Raw genomic sequence first — 15,055 nt, forward strand, 5'->3', positions numbered from 1 at the left:
TGTTCTTCCTAACTCAGTCGTTGCAGGCGTACGAGGGCGCTGGCGTGATCGCCCGGGGGCAGGTCGAGGGGGAGCCCGGAGTACAGCAGCAGGGCGCCGGGATGGGTGGCTCCGGTGTCCCGGTTGCGGTAGACGGCGTCGGCCTGGACGGCGGCCAGATGCAGGGGTGCGGGCTGGTGGCCGAACCGGCGGCTGGGGCACCAGGCGAGGACGACGTGCTCGTTCTCGTGGCGGTACTCGACCGCGGTGAGCGTGCCGTCGCCGCGCAGCCGGAAGGGCGTGCCGTGCTGGATCACCGTTCGGGCCTCCTTGTACGCGGCGACCAGCTCGGCGGCCTCCTTCAGCTCGTCCGCGGTCCAGGCGGTGAGGTCGCCGCCGATGCCCAGGGCGCCGGCCATGGCGACGTGGAAGCGGAACCGCAGCGGGGTGCGCCGCGCGGTGGCCGGGTTTGGGCTGTCGGTGACCCACGCGCCCATGACCTGGGCCGGGTAGAGCTGGCTGAACCCGTGCTGGATGCCGATGCGGTCGACCGGGTCGGTGTTGTCCGAGGCCCACACCTGGTCGGTGCGGGCCAGGATGCCCAGGTCCGCCCGGCCGCCACCGCCGGCGCACGCCTCGATGCGCAACCCCGGGTGGTCGGCCCGCAGTCGGTCCATGATCCGGTAGACGGCGCGGGTGTGCCCGATCCACAGCCGGTCGGGGTCGGCGTGGCCGGGCCATCCGGCCTCGGTGAACGGGCGGTTGGCGTCCCACTTGAGGAAGTCGATCTGGTGCTCGCGCACCAGCCGGTCGAGCCACGCGTGGGCCCACTCGGCCGCGTCCGGGCGGGCCAGGTTGAGCACGAGCTGGTGACGCATCTCGGTGCGGTCGCGGTTGGCCATGTGCAGCACCCAGTCCGGGTGCGCCCGGTAGAGGTCGCTGTCGGGGTTGACCATCTCCGGCTCGACCCACAGCCCGAAGCGCATGCCGAGCCGGCGCACCTGCGCGGCGAGCGGGCCCAGCCCGGCGGGGAAGCGGACCCGGTTGGGCACCCAGTCCCCGAGGCCGGCCCGTTCGCTGTTGCGGTCGCCGAACCAGCCGTCGTCGGTCACGAAGAGCTCGACGCCGAGGGCGGCGGCACGGGCCGCGAGGGCCAGCTGGCCGGCCTCGTCGACGTTGAAGCCGGTCGCCTCCCACGAGTTGTAGAGCACGGGCCGGGTCTCGCCGGGATGGGGCAGCACGTGCCCACGGACGTAGCCGTGCCAGGCGCGGCTGGCCGAGCCGAACCCGCCCGCCGTATAGAGGCCGGCGAACACGGGGGTCTGCAGCGTCTCGCCGGGCGCGAGTGACCAGCTGAGCCCCTCGTGGCCGAAGCCGCCCGTCCACGTGGTGCGGCCGAACGGGTCGCGGTGCAAGGTGATCCGCCAGCTGCCGCTCCAGGCCAGCGCGGTGCTCCAGACCTCGCCGTGCTCCTCCCCGGCGGTGCCGTCGTCGACGGCCAGCCACGGGTTGGCGTGGTGGCTGGTGATGCCGCGCCGGCTGGTCAGGACGGTCTCGGCGACGGGCACCTCGGTGCGCCGGAGCTGGAACTCGCTGTTCCAGCCGCCGGTGAGGTGGCTCATCCGGTACGCCGGGCGATGCGGAACCGCCCAGGCGGCCGAGTCGCAGCGCAGGATCGTGATCGCGGCCCCGTCGTCGGGGTTCTCGACAGTCGTCCACCGCTCGATCACGTCGGTGCCGGCGGGCATCCGGTAGTGCAGGGTCACCCGCAGCGGATAGTGCCGGTCGCGCAGGTGGATGCGCAGCTGCTCGCCGTCGGCGTCGTGGCCCGCGTAGCGCCATTCGACGGCCCGGGTGCCGTCGGCGAAGCGCACGAGCAGGCTGGGCGGGCCGAACCGGGCGCCGCCCTCCACCGCCAGCTCGTCGACCCCGGCCACCGCCTCGAAGCTGCTCGCCGCCGGTGCGGCGCGCTCGGCCACCTGGGTGGCCTGGGCTAGTGTCAGTGGGGCACCCCAGTGGACGTGGCGCACGCTGTCGTCCTCGGCGAGCCGGACGGCGTACGACGTGGTCGGGCCGCGCAGCAGCCACAGGCGGTGAGCGGGGTCGAACAGCACGGGAGCATCAGGTCCTCGGTTCGGCGCGCGCGGCCCCGGGGCCGCTGAGTGCCGCCGAGCGTAGGTCGGCGTGCCGGGCGAAATCAATACTTGACGAAGTTAATTATTGCTTCTACGTTTCGCCTATGTTTCCCGAGACCGGTACCACCTCGCTGGCGGCGGCCCCGGCCGCAACCGCGGTATTCACGGCAGTGCTGACCGAGGGTCCGCTGAGCCGGGTCACCCTGGCGCGCCGGCTCGGGCTGTCCTCCGCCGCCGTCACCAAGGCCGCGCGCCCGCTCATCGACATGGGCTACCTGTACGAGCTGCCCGCGACCGAGCGGACGGGGGAGGGCGCCGGACGCCCGGCCAGCCCCCTCGCGGTCCAGGCGGACCGCGAGTTCTTCGTCGGCGTGAAGATCACCGCGGACGAGCTCATCGGCGTGGTCTGCGACCTCCGCGCGGACGTGCGGGCCGCGGCCCACCTGCCGCTGAGCGACCCGAGCGTCGAGGGGGTCCTGGCCGACGTCGGCCGGCTCGTCGACGGGCTGCTCGACGAACACGGCGACTACCGCTCGCGCACCCGCCGGATGGGCCTGGCCATCTCCGGCGACGTGGACCGCACCACCGGCCAGGTCCGCTACTCGCCGTTCCTGCACTGGTACAACGTGCCGCTGGGCGAGCAGGCGGCCCGCCTCACCGGCCTCGCCGTCACGGTAGAGAACGACGTCAAGGCGCTGACCGCCGCCGAGCACTGGTTCGGCGAGGGCGTCGGGGCCGAGTCCTTCGCCCTGGTCACCGTCGGCACCGGCATCGGCTGCGGCCTTGTCGTGCACGGCCGGCTGGTCTCCGGCTCGTTCGGGGTGGCCGGCGAGGTCGGCCACATCGCCGTCGACGCCGGCGGCCCCGACTGTCACTGCGGCGGCCGCGGCTGCGTCGAGGCCATCGCCGGCACGGAGGCCATCGTCCGGCAGGCCCGGGAGTCTACCGGCCTTCCCGAGCTCACCATCGACGACGCGGTGGCCCTGGCCCGCGCCGGCGACGAGCGGGTCGGCGCGGTCTTCGCCCGCGCCGGCAGCGCGATCGGCTCCGGGATCGCGGCCGTTGCGAACCTCGTCGGTCCCGCCCACATCGTCGTGTCGGGCGAGGGGCTGGCCGCCTACGACCTGTTCGAGGCACACATCCGCGCCGGCTTCGAGCGCCAGGCGTTCGGCGCCGCCGTCAACTGTCCACTGTCCATCCGTCCGCTGCCCTTCGAGGAATGGGCCCGCGGCGCGGCCGCGGTGAGCATCCAGTCCCTCGTCGTCGCCTGAGCGGGAGGGGTGACCATGAGCTCGCCGCTTCGCAGGCGCAGCCGCTGGGCCGAGGCGCAGCGGTCCTGGCGGCGGCACTGGCAGCTGTACCTGCTGATGACCGTGCCGCTGGCGTACTTCATCATCTTCAAGTACATCCCGATCAGCAACGCCGTGATCGCGTTCAAGGACTACAACGTCATCCAGGGCCCGTGGGGCAGCGACTGGGTCGGGTTCAAGAACTTCGAGCTCTTCTTCAGCAACCCGGTCTTCGGCACGCTGCTGAAGAACACCTTCGTTCTGGCGTTCTACCTGGTGCTGGCGAGCTTCCCGATCCCGATCCTGCTGGCGATCGGGCTCAACGAGGTCGGCGACGGCTGGTTCAAGCGCACGGTGCAGATGGCCACCTACGCCCCCTACTTCATCTCGACCGTTGTGGTGGTCTCGATGACGATCCTCGTGCTGTCGCCGCGGATCGGCGTCGTGAACGACGGGCTCGGGCTGTTCGGGATCGCGCCGATCGACTTCCTCGGCGACCCGGCGTACTTCCGGCACATCTACGTCTGGTCCGACGTGTGGCAGACGGCGGGCTACTCGGCCGTCATCTACATGGCCGCGCTGGCCGGCATCGATCCGGCGCTGCACGAGGCGGCCAAGATCGACGGTGCCGGCCGCCTGCAACGGATCTGGAACGTCGACCTGCCGGGCATCATGCCCACCGCGGTGGTCGTCCTGGTGCTCGGTGTCGGCAACACGATGGCGATCGGGTTCGAGAAGGCTTACCTGCTGCAGAACTCGCTGAACCTGGAGCAGTCGGAGATCATCCCGACGTACGTCTACAAGACCGGCCTGCTCAACGCGGACTTCAGCATGGCCACCGCCGTCGGGCTGTTCAACTCGATGGTCAACCTCTGCCTGCTGCTGTTTGTGAACGTCGCCGCCAAGCGGATCACCGGCAAGGGGTTGTGGGGATGAAGACGATTCGCGAGCCGTTCCGGGACCGCGTGTTCCTGGTCGTCGTCACGATCATGCTGGCGGTACTGCTGGCGCTGGTCCTGCTGCCGATGATCTATATCCTCGCCAGCTCGTTCAGCAGCGCCAGTGCCGTCTCCGCGGGCCGGGTGTCCTTCTGGCCGGTCGAGTTCTCGCTGCGGGCCTACCGGGAGGCCCTGACCAACCCGCAGCTGCTGCGCGGCTACGCCAACTCGCTGATCTACGCCACCGCCGGCACGCTGATCAGCGTCACGCTGACCGTGGCCACCGCCTACCCGTTGTCGCGCCGGACGTTCTTCGGGCGCAACGTGCTGATGACCGGCCTCATCTTCACGATGCTGTTCTCGGGCGGTCTGATCCCGACGTACCTGGTCGTCCACGACCTCGGCCTGCTCAACACCCGCTGGGCGCTGCTGCTGCCCAACGCGATCGGCGTCTGGCAGGTCATCATCGCCCGCACCTTCTTCGCGAACTCGATTCCGGACGACCTCCACGAGGCGGCGATGATCGACGGGGCGAGCGAGCTGCGGTACCTGTGGTCGGTCGTGCTGCCGCTGTCCAAGCCACTGCTGGCGGTGCTCGCGCTGATGTACGCGATCTTCCAGTGGAACACCTACTTCGACGCGCTGATCTACCTCAAGGACCCCGATCTCTATCCGCTGCAGATCGTGCTCCGCAACCTGCTCATCCTCAACCAGCGCGGCGTCGGCGCGACGGACGCGGCGCAGCTGCTCGAACAGCAGCAGCTCGCCAACGTGCTCAAGTACGCCCTCATCGTCGTGTCGAGCCTGCCCGTGCTGCTCATCTACCCGTTCATCGCCCGCCACTTCACCAAGGGCGTGATGGTCGGCGCCGTCAAGGGCTAGCAAAACAACCCTCACGTTTGAAGGGAACTCCCGCATGCACCCCCTCAGGAAAACGCTTGCCACAGTCACGATCGCCTCGGCGCTGCTCGCCGCGGGCTGCACGTCCGACGCCAAGAACGACGCCGCCAAGGCCGAGTACGGCGCCGACGGCAAGATCGTCATCGACACGTTCGCGCCCGCCAACGCGGACCTGAACCTCGACACCAACCCCGTCACGAAGGTGATGAGCGACAAGTTCAAGATCCAGTTCCGCTGGCAGACGACGACGTTCGACGCCGGGCCGGCCAAGGAGAAGCGCCAGATCGCGCTGGCCAGCGGCGACTATCCGGACCTGTTCATGCTGATCCCGTGGGTGGACGGCTTCTCCCAGGCCGACGTGCTCAAGCTCGGCAAGCAGGGCGTCGCCGTGCCGCTGGAGACCCTGATCAAGGAGAACGCGCCGAACATCCAGAAGGCGCTGGACACCAACCAGACGCTCAAGGCGATGTCGACGGCGCCCGACGGGCACATCTACGCGCTGCCGCAGTGGTCGGACTGCTTCCACTGCAGCTACCCGAACAAGCTGTGGATCAACAGCGCCTGGCTGAAGAAGCTCAACCTGCCCGTGCCGAAGACCACCGAGGAACTGCGCACGGTCCTGCGGGCGTTCAAGACGCAGGACCCCAACGGCAACGGCAAGGCCGACGAGATCCCGATGACCGCCGACGTGCAGGACGGCCACCTGATCGACTACCTGATGGGCGCGTTCGCCTACCCGCCGGCCGGCGCCAACAACGGCGGACTGGGGCTGCTCACGCTCAACGGCGACAAGGTGACCACGCCGGTGAACACGGCGGACTGGCGGGAGGGACTGAAGTACATCCGCTCCCTCTTCGCGGAAGGTCTCATCGACCAGGCCGCGTTCACCCAGAACGCCGAGGCGCTGCAGGCGATCGGCAACAACAAGGACGCCGTCATGATCGGCTCGGCGCCGCTGCTGCACCCGGCCATCTTTGTGACCCTCGGCTCCAAGGACGGCCGCGACAAGCAGTACGACGCCGCGCCGCCGCTGACCGGGCCGGGCGGGAAGAACTACAGCGGGCTGAACTACCCAAGCTCCAGCACCTTCACCTTCCTGCTGACCAACAAGGCCAGCAAGGAGGCACAGGTCGCGGCGATCAAGATGCTCGACTACATCTACACGACCGAGGGCACCGACACCGCGGTGATGGGCCCGGAGGGCGTGGGCTGGACCAAGCCCGGCACCGGGGACGTCGCGCTCGACAACAGCGTGCAGCCGCAGTACAAGCGCACGCCGGGCTCGGAGGCACCCAAGAACCTCTCGTGGGACTCGATGGCGCAGTACAACCTGACGCTGGCCTACCGCAACGCCGCCGTCGTGCCGATGGACATCTACGCCGAGGCCGGCTACGAGCGGCGGCTGTTCCAGGCGACCAAGCTCTACGAGGGACACGACGACAAGGCGCAGTTCTTCCCGACCGTCTCGGTCTGGACCGACCCGGCCGTCAGCGCCGAGATCGCGACGCTGAAGACCAACCTGGACAACTACGTCTCCCAGGGGGAGCTGGCCTTCATCACCGGGTCGAAGAACATCGACACCGACTGGGACGCCTACGTCAAGGGCCTCGACGGCGTCGGCCTGAAGCGGTACCTCGAGCTGAACCAGAAGGACTACGACCGGTACAAGGCCCAGAAGTGACCCGGAGCCCGGCCGACACCGTGACGCACGCCGAGGCGTACCTGATCGACATCGCCGTCGAGACCGTCCGCACCGACGCGGTGCAGGCGTTCGTCAAGCAGGAGACGGTCTTCGTCGAGGTCCGCACCGGCGACGGGCGGCTGGGCACCGGCTACTCGTACACCATCGGCAGCGGCGGCACCGCCGTGCTCGCGCTCCTGCGCGACCACCTGGTGCCCCGCCTGATCGGCCAGGACGCGGCCCGGGTGGAGGCGGTCTGGCGGGAGCTCTACGCCGGCACCCGGGCCACCGCCGTCGGCGCGATCACGTCGCTGGCCCTGGCCGCCGTCGACACCGCGCTGTGGGACCTGCGCGCCCGGGCCGCCGGCCTGCCCCTGTGGGTGCTGGCCGGCGGGACCAGGGACCGCGTTCCGCTCTACGACACCGACGGCGGCTGGCTGCACCTGAGCACCGACGAGCTGGTCGCCGGGGCCACGGCGGCCCGGGCGGCCGGCTGGCGGGGCGTGAAGCTGAAGGTCGGCAAGCCCGACCCGGCCGAGGACGCCGAGCGGATCGCCGCGGTCCGCGCCGCCGTCGGCGACCGGCTCGACGTGATGGTCGACGCCAACCAGTCGCTCACCGCGGCGGAGGCGATCCGCCGGGCGCGGCTGCTGGAACCGTACGGGCCCGCGTGGTTCGAGGAGCCGCTGCCCGCCGACGACGTCGCCGGGCACGAGCTGCTCGCCCGCTCGACCAGCATCCCGATCGCGGTCGGCGAGTCGATGTACTCGATCGGGCAGTTCGCCGAGTACGTGCGCCGCCAGGCGGCGGGGATCGTCCAGGTCGACGTCGCCCGGATCGGCGGGATCACCCCCTGGCTGAAGGTCGCCCACCTCGCCGAGGCGTGCAACGTCGCGGTGTGCCCGCACTTCCTCATGGAGCTGCACGTGAGCCTGTGCGCCGCCGTGCCCAACGGCCGCTACGTCGAGCACATCCCGCAGCTGCGGGCGGTGACCCGGTCCGAGGTCACCGTCGTCGACGGCCATGCGCTCGCGCCGGGCGTCGCCGGGCTCGGCATCGACTGGGACCGGGACGCGATCGACGACCGGCGCGTCGCGTGACGGCTCTGCTCGACGTCACCGACTTCGGCGCGCACCCCGGCCAGCACCACGCCGACGCCACGCCCGCGGTCCGGGCCGCGCTGCGCGCGGCGGCGGCCGAGGCGGGCCCGGTGGTGCTGCGCTTCCCGCCGGGTGACTACCATCTGTGGCCGGACGACGCGCAGCGCCGCGAGCTCTACGTCTCCAACACGGTGGGAGACGACCCGCGGCACCGCGTCAAGACGATCGCGCTGCTCGTCGAGGACACGGACGACCTCGTCATCGCGGGGGAGGGCGCCCGCCTCGTCCTGCACGGGCTGCAGACGGCCTTCGCCGTCATCGACTCGCGGCGGGTGCGCATCGAGGGGCTCGAGTTCGACGCCGCCGTGCCGACGGTCGTCGACGCCACCGTGGTCGGCGCGGGCCCCGCCCACCGGGTGATCCGCATCCCACCAGCCACGCTGTTCCGCATCGACGGTACCTCGATCCGCTGGCACGGGGAGACGCTCCGCTCGGGCGCGCTCGCCTGGTCCGGGCGCGATGCGCTGGAGTACACCCAGATCCACGATCCGGCCCGGCAGCGGACCTGGCGCGGCCCGAATCCCCTCTTCGAGCGTGTCCGGTCGATCCGGTCGGTGGGCGAGCGCGACCTGCGCATCGACTACGAGCACGACGATGAGCCGGCCGACCTGGGACTCGTCTACTCGATGCGGCCCACGACCCGCGACCACCCAGGCGGCATCGTGCTCGACAGCTCCGGCGTGACGCTGTTGCGGCTGCGGTTTCGCTTCCTGCACGGATTCGGCGTGGTCGCCCAGACGAGCCGGGACGTCACCCTCGAGGGCTGCCAGTTCCAGCCCCCGCCGGGCAGCGGCCGGCACAGCGCCGGCTTCGCCGACTTCGTGCAGTTCTGCGGCTGCTCGGGCCGCGCGGTCGTGCGCGACTGCCGCTTCGACGGGCCGCACGACGACGCGATAAACGTCCACGGCAGCTACCTGCGGGTCACCGGGCAGCCGGACCCCCGCACGATCGAGCTGGAGTACCCACACGCCGAGACGGCCGGCTTCGCGCAATTCTCGCCCGCCGACCGGATCGAGCTCGTGGACCGCGCCACGCTGCAGCCGGTCGGCTCCGCCACGGTCAGCGCCGTGCGCCAGCCGAGCGGCCGCGCCCACGACCGGCCGCTGCGCACCATGGTCGTGACCGTCGACGCGGACCTTCCGGGCGACCTGGCCGGGTGGACCGCGGTGGAGAACGTCACCCGGACGCCGAGCGTGCTGATCGCCGGCAACACGTTTCGCAACATCCCCACGCGCGGGGTGCTCGTGACCACCCGGCGCGCCGTGCTCATCGAGGGCAACCGCTTCGAGCGCACCGGCATGGCCGCCATCTACGTCTCCGGCGATGCCGACGAATGGTGGGAGTCCGGGCCGGTGCACGACCTGACGATCCGCGGCAACGAGTTCATCGAACCGGGCGGCCCGGCGATCCTCCTCGACCCGCGCAACACCCGGTGCGACGGCGAGCATCCGGTCCATAGCGGCGTCGTCGTGACGGACAACCGGTTCGTGCTCAACGGTTCGCCCGCCCTCGACGCGAAATGCACGCGCGGCATCCACTTCCGCGACAACGCCGTCGCGCGGCGCGGCGCGCAGGGCCCCGATGTCGTACTGCGGACCTGCTCCGACCTCACCTGACGAGATCGGCGAGCCGGTCGATCACGTTGTCAAGGGCGGCGTCGGTGGCGGTGACGGCGATGCGGATGATTCGGCGGGGCGGCGGTGATGTATTCGTCGGGGCTGAGGTAACCGAGTTGGAGTGTTCGCCATTGCGACGGGCCGGAGCGCGTGAAGGTGACGCGCCGGGCCGGCGTGGGTACAACCCTCGCCGCTGCCCGGACGGGGATCAACGCCGAAGCCCGTATGGGTGCGATAACGCCGGGCTTATGACGGGTCGTCGGTCGGTTGCGGGGCAGGCGTGGCCGGTCGGGCGTGGCCCGGTGGGCGCCAGGTCAGCGGGCATCGTGGAGTTCGCGGGCGACCTGGGCGAAGGCTCGGATGAGGGGGCTCTCGTCGGGGGTGCGCCACACGAGCGCCCACTCGACGGGAGGTGCGTCGCGGATCGGCAGGTACAGCAGGTTGGGCCATGGGTAGAAGCGGGCGGCCTCGGCCGTGGTGGCCATGACGGCCTGTCCGGCGCTGACGGCCTTGAGGTGGTCGTCCCAGTTGGTGATTACCGTTCCCCGCCGGACCGGCCGGCCGGACGGGGTGTGGAAGGGCTGGAACACCTCCTCCATGTAGGCGGGGATCGGTGATCGGTGTGCGACGACGGTCAGGTCGGCGAAGTCCTCCCGGCTGATCGAGTCGCGCTCGGCGTAGGGATGGGTGGCGGCGACCACGAGCACCTGCCCGGCGGTGTGGGTGATCGGGCCGACGGTGAGATCGGGCTCGCGGACCGGGAGCCAGACGTGGGCGATGTCCACGTCACCGGAGAAGAGCTGGGCGAGCGGGTTGACCGGGTTGATGTCGCGGTGCGTGACCTCGGAGCTCGGGAACCGCGCCTCGAACAGCTCGATGACCCCGCGGATCATCCACGCCTGCGGGCCCATGGTGCCCAGGGTCAGCCTGCCGGCCGTGCCGCGTGCGGTCTGCGTGGCCCGCGCCATACTCTCCCGAAGCGCCTGGTAGACGGGCCGGAGGTCGTCGCGGAGCTGTTCGCCGAGCGGGGTCAGCCGCACGGTGCGGCGGGTGGAGCGGTCGAACAGCAGCCCGCCGATGCGGCGCTCCTGCTGCTTGATCGCCTGGCTGACCCGGGCCTGCGTGACGTGCAGCCGCTGCGCGGTCCGGCCGAAGTGCAGTTCCCCCGCGAGCACCAGGAAGATCTCGATGTCGCGCAGCTCCACACCACGTCCGTCCACGAGATAACTGCTGGGTTATCGGATCATACGCACGTTCGGCGTTGATCCAGACCGTGGCGCTGTCCGAGGCTTGACGCGACGGACACCCGTCCACCCGAAGGAGACGCACTCGTGCAAGCCAGGATGAAGAACCCGGCGATGGTGCTACCGGATGCGATGAAAGGCATCCAGAACCTGTACAAGGCGATGCACCAAGGTGGTGTACCGCAGCAGCTGTTGGAACTGGTCCACCTGCGGGCCAGCCAGATCAACGGGTGTAGCGCGTGCGTGTACGCCGGCGTCCAAGGGGCCCGGAAGGCCGGCGAGACCGACGATCGGCTGGCGACCCTGGCCGCGTGGCGGGAGACGCCGTTCTTCACCGACGCCGAGCGGGCCGCCCTCGCCCTCACGGAGGCCACCACCCGGCTCGCCGACCGGTCCGGCGACGCGGTCCCGGACGACATCTGGGACGCCGCGGCCGACAACTTCGACGAACGGCAGATCTCGGCCATCATCCTGATGGTCGCGGTCACCAACCTCTTCAACCGGATCAACGCCACCATCAAGGAGCCGGCCGGCGCGAGCTGGACCTGACCGGTGCCCTCCGGCGGCAGGCTGGACGTGTCGGCGATGTACGCGATGCATCACGCGCTGCGTCGACAGGCCGCGCACCTGGCGAGGATCACCGTCCGCGTCGGTGACGATCCCGGACGGATCCTACCGGCCGCCGCCGGGTGGCAGCTGTTCAAACGGGCCCTGCGGATCCACCACACCGCCGAGGATCGGGCGCTGTGGCCGCCGATGCGCCGCGCCCTCGCCGGCCGGCCGGGCGACCTGGTGCTGCTGGAGGCGATGGAGGCCGAACACGCCGGCATCGACCAGCTCATCACGACCATCGACGCCGCGGTCGCCGACCTGGCCGCGGTCCGCCTCGGCGACCTCGTCGACGCGCTCGTCGTCGGCGTGTGCGGGCACCTCGACCACGAGGAGCGGCGGGCCCTGCCCCTGATCCAGGCGACGGTGACGGCCGGGCAGTGGCAGCGGTTCGGGTACACCCACGCCGCCCTGGCCGGCGCGGACGCGCCACGGATCCGGCCGCGGCGGCCCGAACCGCCACGACGTGCGTGCCACCAACGACGGCGGCCCGACCACACGGCAACAACAACAACCAAGGAGAGCAGCATCGTGAGCACTGTGCGCACCCACACCTACCGCGTCGACCCCGCCAACCTGGAGCAGCTGCTGGCCCAGCGGGCCAACCTGATCGCCGGGATCCGCGCCAACAACCCGGGCCTGCTCGAGGCCCGGCTGACCCGGCACGAGGACGGCACCTACACCGACGCGTGGCGGTGGCAGTCGGCTGAGCAGATGGCTGCCGCGCTCGCCGGCGCCGCCGGGTTCCCGCTGGTCGGCGCGACCCTCGCGCTGACCCACGACGCATCGGTCCAGAACGGCGAGATCGTCGACGAACGCTGACCGCCGCCCCACGACCGCCCGGCAGCGCCACCGCTGCCGGGCCTCGCTTTCCATGTACCGCATAGGAGACGCACCCGTGAACGTCATGACCGTCGCCGCGCTGCTCGCCGCCCTGGCGCCGGTGCCGGCGGCCGCTCACGCCGAGCCCGGCGGGTGGAGCGCGGCCTGGGCCACAGCGGTCCAGCAGCCCTCGCCCGACGTCTGGTACCCCACCTGGGCCGAGCACGGCTTCGCCGACCAATCGGTACGCCAGGTCGTGCGCGTCACCGCCGGCGGCCCGCAACTTCGGATCCGGCTGTCGAACGCCTACGGCAGCGGCCCGCTGCGGCTGACCGGCGCGACCGTGGCCAAGGCCGGCACCGGCGCCGGCTTGCAGGCGCACACGGTGCGGCCGCTGACCTTCGCGCTCGCCACCACGGTGAGTATTCCCGCCGGCGGGCATACCGCCAGCGACCCGGTCCCGCTGCCGGTCGAGGCCGGCGAACGGCTCACGGTGACGCTGTACTTCCACGAGGTCACCGGCCCCGCCACCTACCACAACCTTGCCCAGGCGACCGCCTACCGGGCCACCGGCGACCACACCCGCGACACCGACGCGAGCGCGTACACCGAAACCAACAGCTCCTGGTTCTACCTCTCCGGCGTGGACATCCGCGGCGGCAGCGCCGCAGTGGCCACCTTCGGTGACTCCATCACCGACGGATACGCCGCCACCCTCGACGCCGACGATCGCTACCCGGACGCCCTCGCACGCCACCTCGGCGGCCGGCGAGCGGTGCTCAACCTCGGCATCGCCGGCAACCGCCTGCTCAACGACTCGGCCTGCCTCGGCGAGCGGGGCGTCACCCGCATCCGCTGGGACGTGCTCGACCAGTCCCACGTGAAGACCGTCATCGTGCTCGAAGGCATCAACGACATCCTCCTCGGCATGCAGGACCCCACACCGTGCACCACACCGGCGGTCAAGGTCAGCGCCGCCGACCTGATCGCCGGATACCGGCAACTCATCCGCGCCGCCCACGACCGGCACGTCAGGGTCGTCGGCGGTACCCTGCTGCCCGCGAACCTGTCCGGCGAGGCCGAGCAGACCCGCGACGACGTCAACGCGTGGATCCGCACCGGCTGCGACTTCGACGCCGTCGTCGACTTCGAGCGCGCCGTCGCCGACCCGGCCGATCCCGACCGCTTCCGGCCGGACTACGACAGCGGAGACCACCTCCACCCGAACCCCGCCGGCTACCAGGCGATGGCCGACGCCATCGACCCGCGGTCGCTGTAACGCACCGAGCCGTCACCGTCCGCGTATGGCCCGCTCCTGGCGGGCCATACGCCTGTGTCTGGCCCGCCAGGAGCGGCTCAGGTCAGGATGTCCACCGCCAGCTCGGCGGCGAGCGCGACGGCCATCGTCGCGGCGGCTATGGCGCTGCGGCGGGTGAGCGGCGCGCGGGCCCGGATCGACCTGGCGTAGGCGACCGCGCCGACCAGCACCAGCGCCAGTTCGACGGCCGCGCTCGCCCACGGGGTGCGCCACAGGCCGAGACCCAGCAGCGGCAGGTCGCCGGCGTTGCCGGGAAGGATCGGCAGGTCGGCTCGGTGTACGAGGAGATCCAGCAGCCAGTGGCTGAACGCCACCGACCCGAGGACGAGCCCGGCGCTGCGTCCCCAGCGCCACGCGCCGAACGCGCCGTACCCGAGCGACAGGACGGCCGCGCCGATCAGCGAGTGGGTCCAGTATGCGTGGATCAGGGCCTCGCCGTAGGTGCCGCCGGTGACCGAGGTCAGGCTCTCGACGCCACCGGCGAGCAGCAGCACCACGAACACGACGTCGAGCAGTTGCGTACCGAGCATGAGCGCCCACAGCGGCGTCCTGGGCGCGGCGGCCTTGACCGTGGCGGCCAGGCCGAAGTGCTTGAGCGGAAACGTGATCGAGCGCGCTACGCCGCATGCCGAATGCCCGCCAGATCGCCGTATCGCTCAGAGATCGGCGATGTCGCCGTTCATGGCGAAGGCGTTCACAGCGTTGAGGAACCGTTCGAGGAAATCGCGAAGGTCCGCGGCGACGACAGTGATGCCGTGGTTGGTGCCGCCGTAGACGCCGCCGATGTAGCTGGCATCCTGGAGCCGGAAGACCCGGCCATCGGTCACCGCTATGGCATACAGGTCACCACCGCCGTTGCTGCCGAAGACAACGACATCCATGTGTTCGGCGAACGGCTCGCCGATTCGGTCCGCCCGATCCTGCTGATCGAGCACGGCAAGCACGCCATCTGGCGCGTGGAGGAAGTAGCCGTTGCCGATGTCGGGCAGCGTCACCGGCCCGACATGCCGGTGTAGTGCGACGAGCTCATCCGGCGTCCACGGTAAGCGCTGTCGCAGCAGATCAAGCTCGGCCCCGGACGCCGGCGGCCCCACTCGGTGATCGTCCGCCTCGAACGGAAAGCCCAACGCAACATCGCGAAGCGCCCGCTCGACCGCGGCCTGCAATTGCGTCGCCCACTCGCCCAGCCAGCGCTCGGTCAGCACCGATGCCCACCTCACGTTCTTCGTCCACGCATCGTCTCACTGCTCGTAACTCCAGGCTACGAGCGCGGATCGCGGCTACGTATTGACTAGACCTACGACCGCAGCCCGGCCAGGCTTGGTCGAGGTGACCGGTGGGGTCGCTCGTATCGCGGCTGCCCA

Annotated in this window: 13 protein-coding genes; 9 read left to right on the forward strand and 4 right to left on the reverse strand. The window is 70.8% G+C overall.

Going from position 1 to position 15,055, the window contains the following annotated elements:
* Positions 1-8: 8 nt before the first annotated feature.
* Positions 9-2,093: an alpha-galactosidase gene (locus AB0B76_RS51855; protein WP_360391521.1), complete on the reverse strand. Its 2,085-nt coding sequence runs from the start codon at positions 2,091-2,093 to the stop codon at positions 9-11.
* 125 nt (positions 2,094-2,218) lie between these two features.
* Between AB0B76_RS51855 and AB0B76_RS51860 the strand changes: the two genes are divergently transcribed.
* From AB0B76_RS51860 to AB0B76_RS51885, 6 genes are read left to right on the forward strand one after another with little or no spacing between them, the layout of a single operon-like run.
* A complete protein-coding gene (locus tag AB0B76_RS51860; protein WP_360391523.1) occupies positions 2,219-3,385 on the forward strand; it encodes an ROK family transcriptional regulator in 1,167 nt (388 codons plus the stop codon).
* A gap of 15 nt (positions 3,386-3,400) precedes the next feature.
* Complete coding sequence (locus AB0B76_RS51865) at positions 3,401-4,339, forward strand: ABC transporter permease subunit (protein ID WP_360391524.1); 939 nt, start codon at positions 3,401-3,403, stop codon at positions 4,337-4,339.
* Entirely contained in the window at positions 4,336-5,223 is an 888-nt protein-coding gene (locus AB0B76_RS51870) for a carbohydrate ABC transporter permease (RefSeq protein WP_360391526.1), read from the forward strand. The genes AB0B76_RS51865 and AB0B76_RS51870 overlap by 4 nt, the downstream gene beginning before the upstream one ends.
* 34 nt (positions 5,224-5,257) lie before the next feature.
* Positions 5,258-6,922 carry an ABC transporter substrate-binding protein gene (locus AB0B76_RS51875; RefSeq protein ID WP_360391529.1) on the forward strand — a complete coding sequence of 555 codons (1,665 nt, stop codon included), beginning with the start codon at positions 5,258-5,260 and terminating at the stop codon, positions 6,920-6,922.
* On the forward strand, positions 6,919-8,022 hold the full coding sequence (locus AB0B76_RS51880; protein ID WP_360391531.1) for a mandelate racemase/muconate lactonizing enzyme family protein: 1,104 nt from the start codon (positions 6,919-6,921) through the stop codon (positions 8,020-8,022). The genes AB0B76_RS51875 and AB0B76_RS51880 overlap by 4 nt, the downstream gene beginning before the upstream one ends.
* Entirely contained in the window at positions 8,019-9,698 is a 1,680-nt protein-coding gene (locus AB0B76_RS51885; protein WP_360391533.1) for a right-handed parallel beta-helix repeat-containing protein, read from the forward strand. The genes AB0B76_RS51880 and AB0B76_RS51885 overlap by 4 nt, the downstream gene beginning before the upstream one ends.
* Positions 9,699-10,012: 314 nt before the next feature.
* Here the strand turns inward: AB0B76_RS51885 and AB0B76_RS51890 are convergent, their stop codons facing one another.
* Positions 10,013-10,918, reverse strand: a complete 906-nt coding sequence (locus tag AB0B76_RS51890; RefSeq protein WP_360391536.1) for a LysR family transcriptional regulator — start codon at positions 10,916-10,918, stop codon at positions 10,013-10,015.
* Positions 10,919-11,029: 111 nt separating this feature from the next.
* Between AB0B76_RS51890 and AB0B76_RS51895 the strand changes: the two genes are divergently transcribed.
* The 3 genes from AB0B76_RS51895 (at position 11,030) to AB0B76_RS51905 (ending at position 13,652) form a co-directional block, all read left to right on the forward strand.
* Positions 11,030-11,491, forward strand: a complete 462-nt coding sequence (locus tag AB0B76_RS51895; RefSeq protein WP_360391539.1) for a carboxymuconolactone decarboxylase family protein — start codon at positions 11,030-11,032, stop codon at positions 11,489-11,491.
* 36 nt (positions 11,492-11,527) lie between these two features.
* The gene (locus AB0B76_RS51900; RefSeq protein ID WP_360391542.1) at positions 11,528-12,373 is read left to right on the forward strand and encodes a hemerythrin domain-containing protein; all 846 of its coding nucleotides are present in this window, start codon (positions 11,528-11,530) and stop codon (positions 12,371-12,373) included.
* Positions 12,374-12,458: 85 nt separating this feature from the next.
* Positions 12,459-13,652 carry an SGNH/GDSL hydrolase family protein gene (locus AB0B76_RS51905; protein ID WP_360391554.1) on the forward strand — a complete coding sequence of 398 codons (1,194 nt, stop codon included), beginning with the start codon at positions 12,459-12,461 and terminating at the stop codon, positions 13,650-13,652.
* 77 nt (positions 13,653-13,729) lie between these two features.
* Here AB0B76_RS51905 and AB0B76_RS51910 read toward each other — a convergent pair whose 3' ends face one another.
* A complete protein-coding gene (locus AB0B76_RS51910; protein ID WP_360391545.1) occupies positions 13,730-14,221 on the reverse strand; it encodes a permease in 492 nt (163 codons plus the stop codon).
* A gap of 126 nt (positions 14,222-14,347) precedes the next feature.
* A complete protein-coding gene (locus tag AB0B76_RS51915) occupies positions 14,348-14,896 on the reverse strand; it encodes an SMI1/KNR4 family protein (RefSeq protein ID WP_360391548.1) in 549 nt (182 codons plus the stop codon).
* Positions 14,897-15,055: the final 159 nt, after the last annotated feature.

It is taken from the genome of Dactylosporangium sp. NPDC049140 (assembly GCF_040648435.1).

Bases quoted from the DNA above. Each gene is read 5' to 3' on its own strand.
- AB0B76_RS51875 (WP_360391529.1), top strand. From the start codon at position 5,258: ATGCACCCCCTCAGGAAAACGCTTGCCACAGTCACGATCGCCTCGGCG.
- AB0B76_RS51865 (WP_360391524.1), top strand. From the start codon at position 3,401: ATGAGCTCGCCGCTTCGCAGGCGCAGCCGCTGGGCCGAGGCGCAGCGG.
- AB0B76_RS51910 (WP_360391545.1), bottom strand. From the start codon at position 14,221: ATGCTCGGTACGCAACTGCTCGACGTCGTGTTCGTGGTGCTGCTGCTC.
- AB0B76_RS51860 (WP_360391523.1), top strand. From the start codon at position 2,219: ATGTTTCCCGAGACCGGTACCACCTCGCTGGCGGCGGCCCCGGCCGCA.
- AB0B76_RS51870 (WP_360391526.1), top strand. From the start codon at position 4,336: ATGAAGACGATTCGCGAGCCGTTCCGGGACCGCGTGTTCCTGGTCGTC.
- AB0B76_RS51905 (WP_360391554.1), top strand. From the start codon at position 12,459: ATGACCGTCGCCGCGCTGCTCGCCGCCCTGGCGCCGGTGCCGGCGGCC.
- AB0B76_RS51900 (WP_360391542.1), top strand. From the start codon at position 11,528: ATGTACGCGATGCATCACGCGCTGCGTCGACAGGCCGCGCACCTGGCG.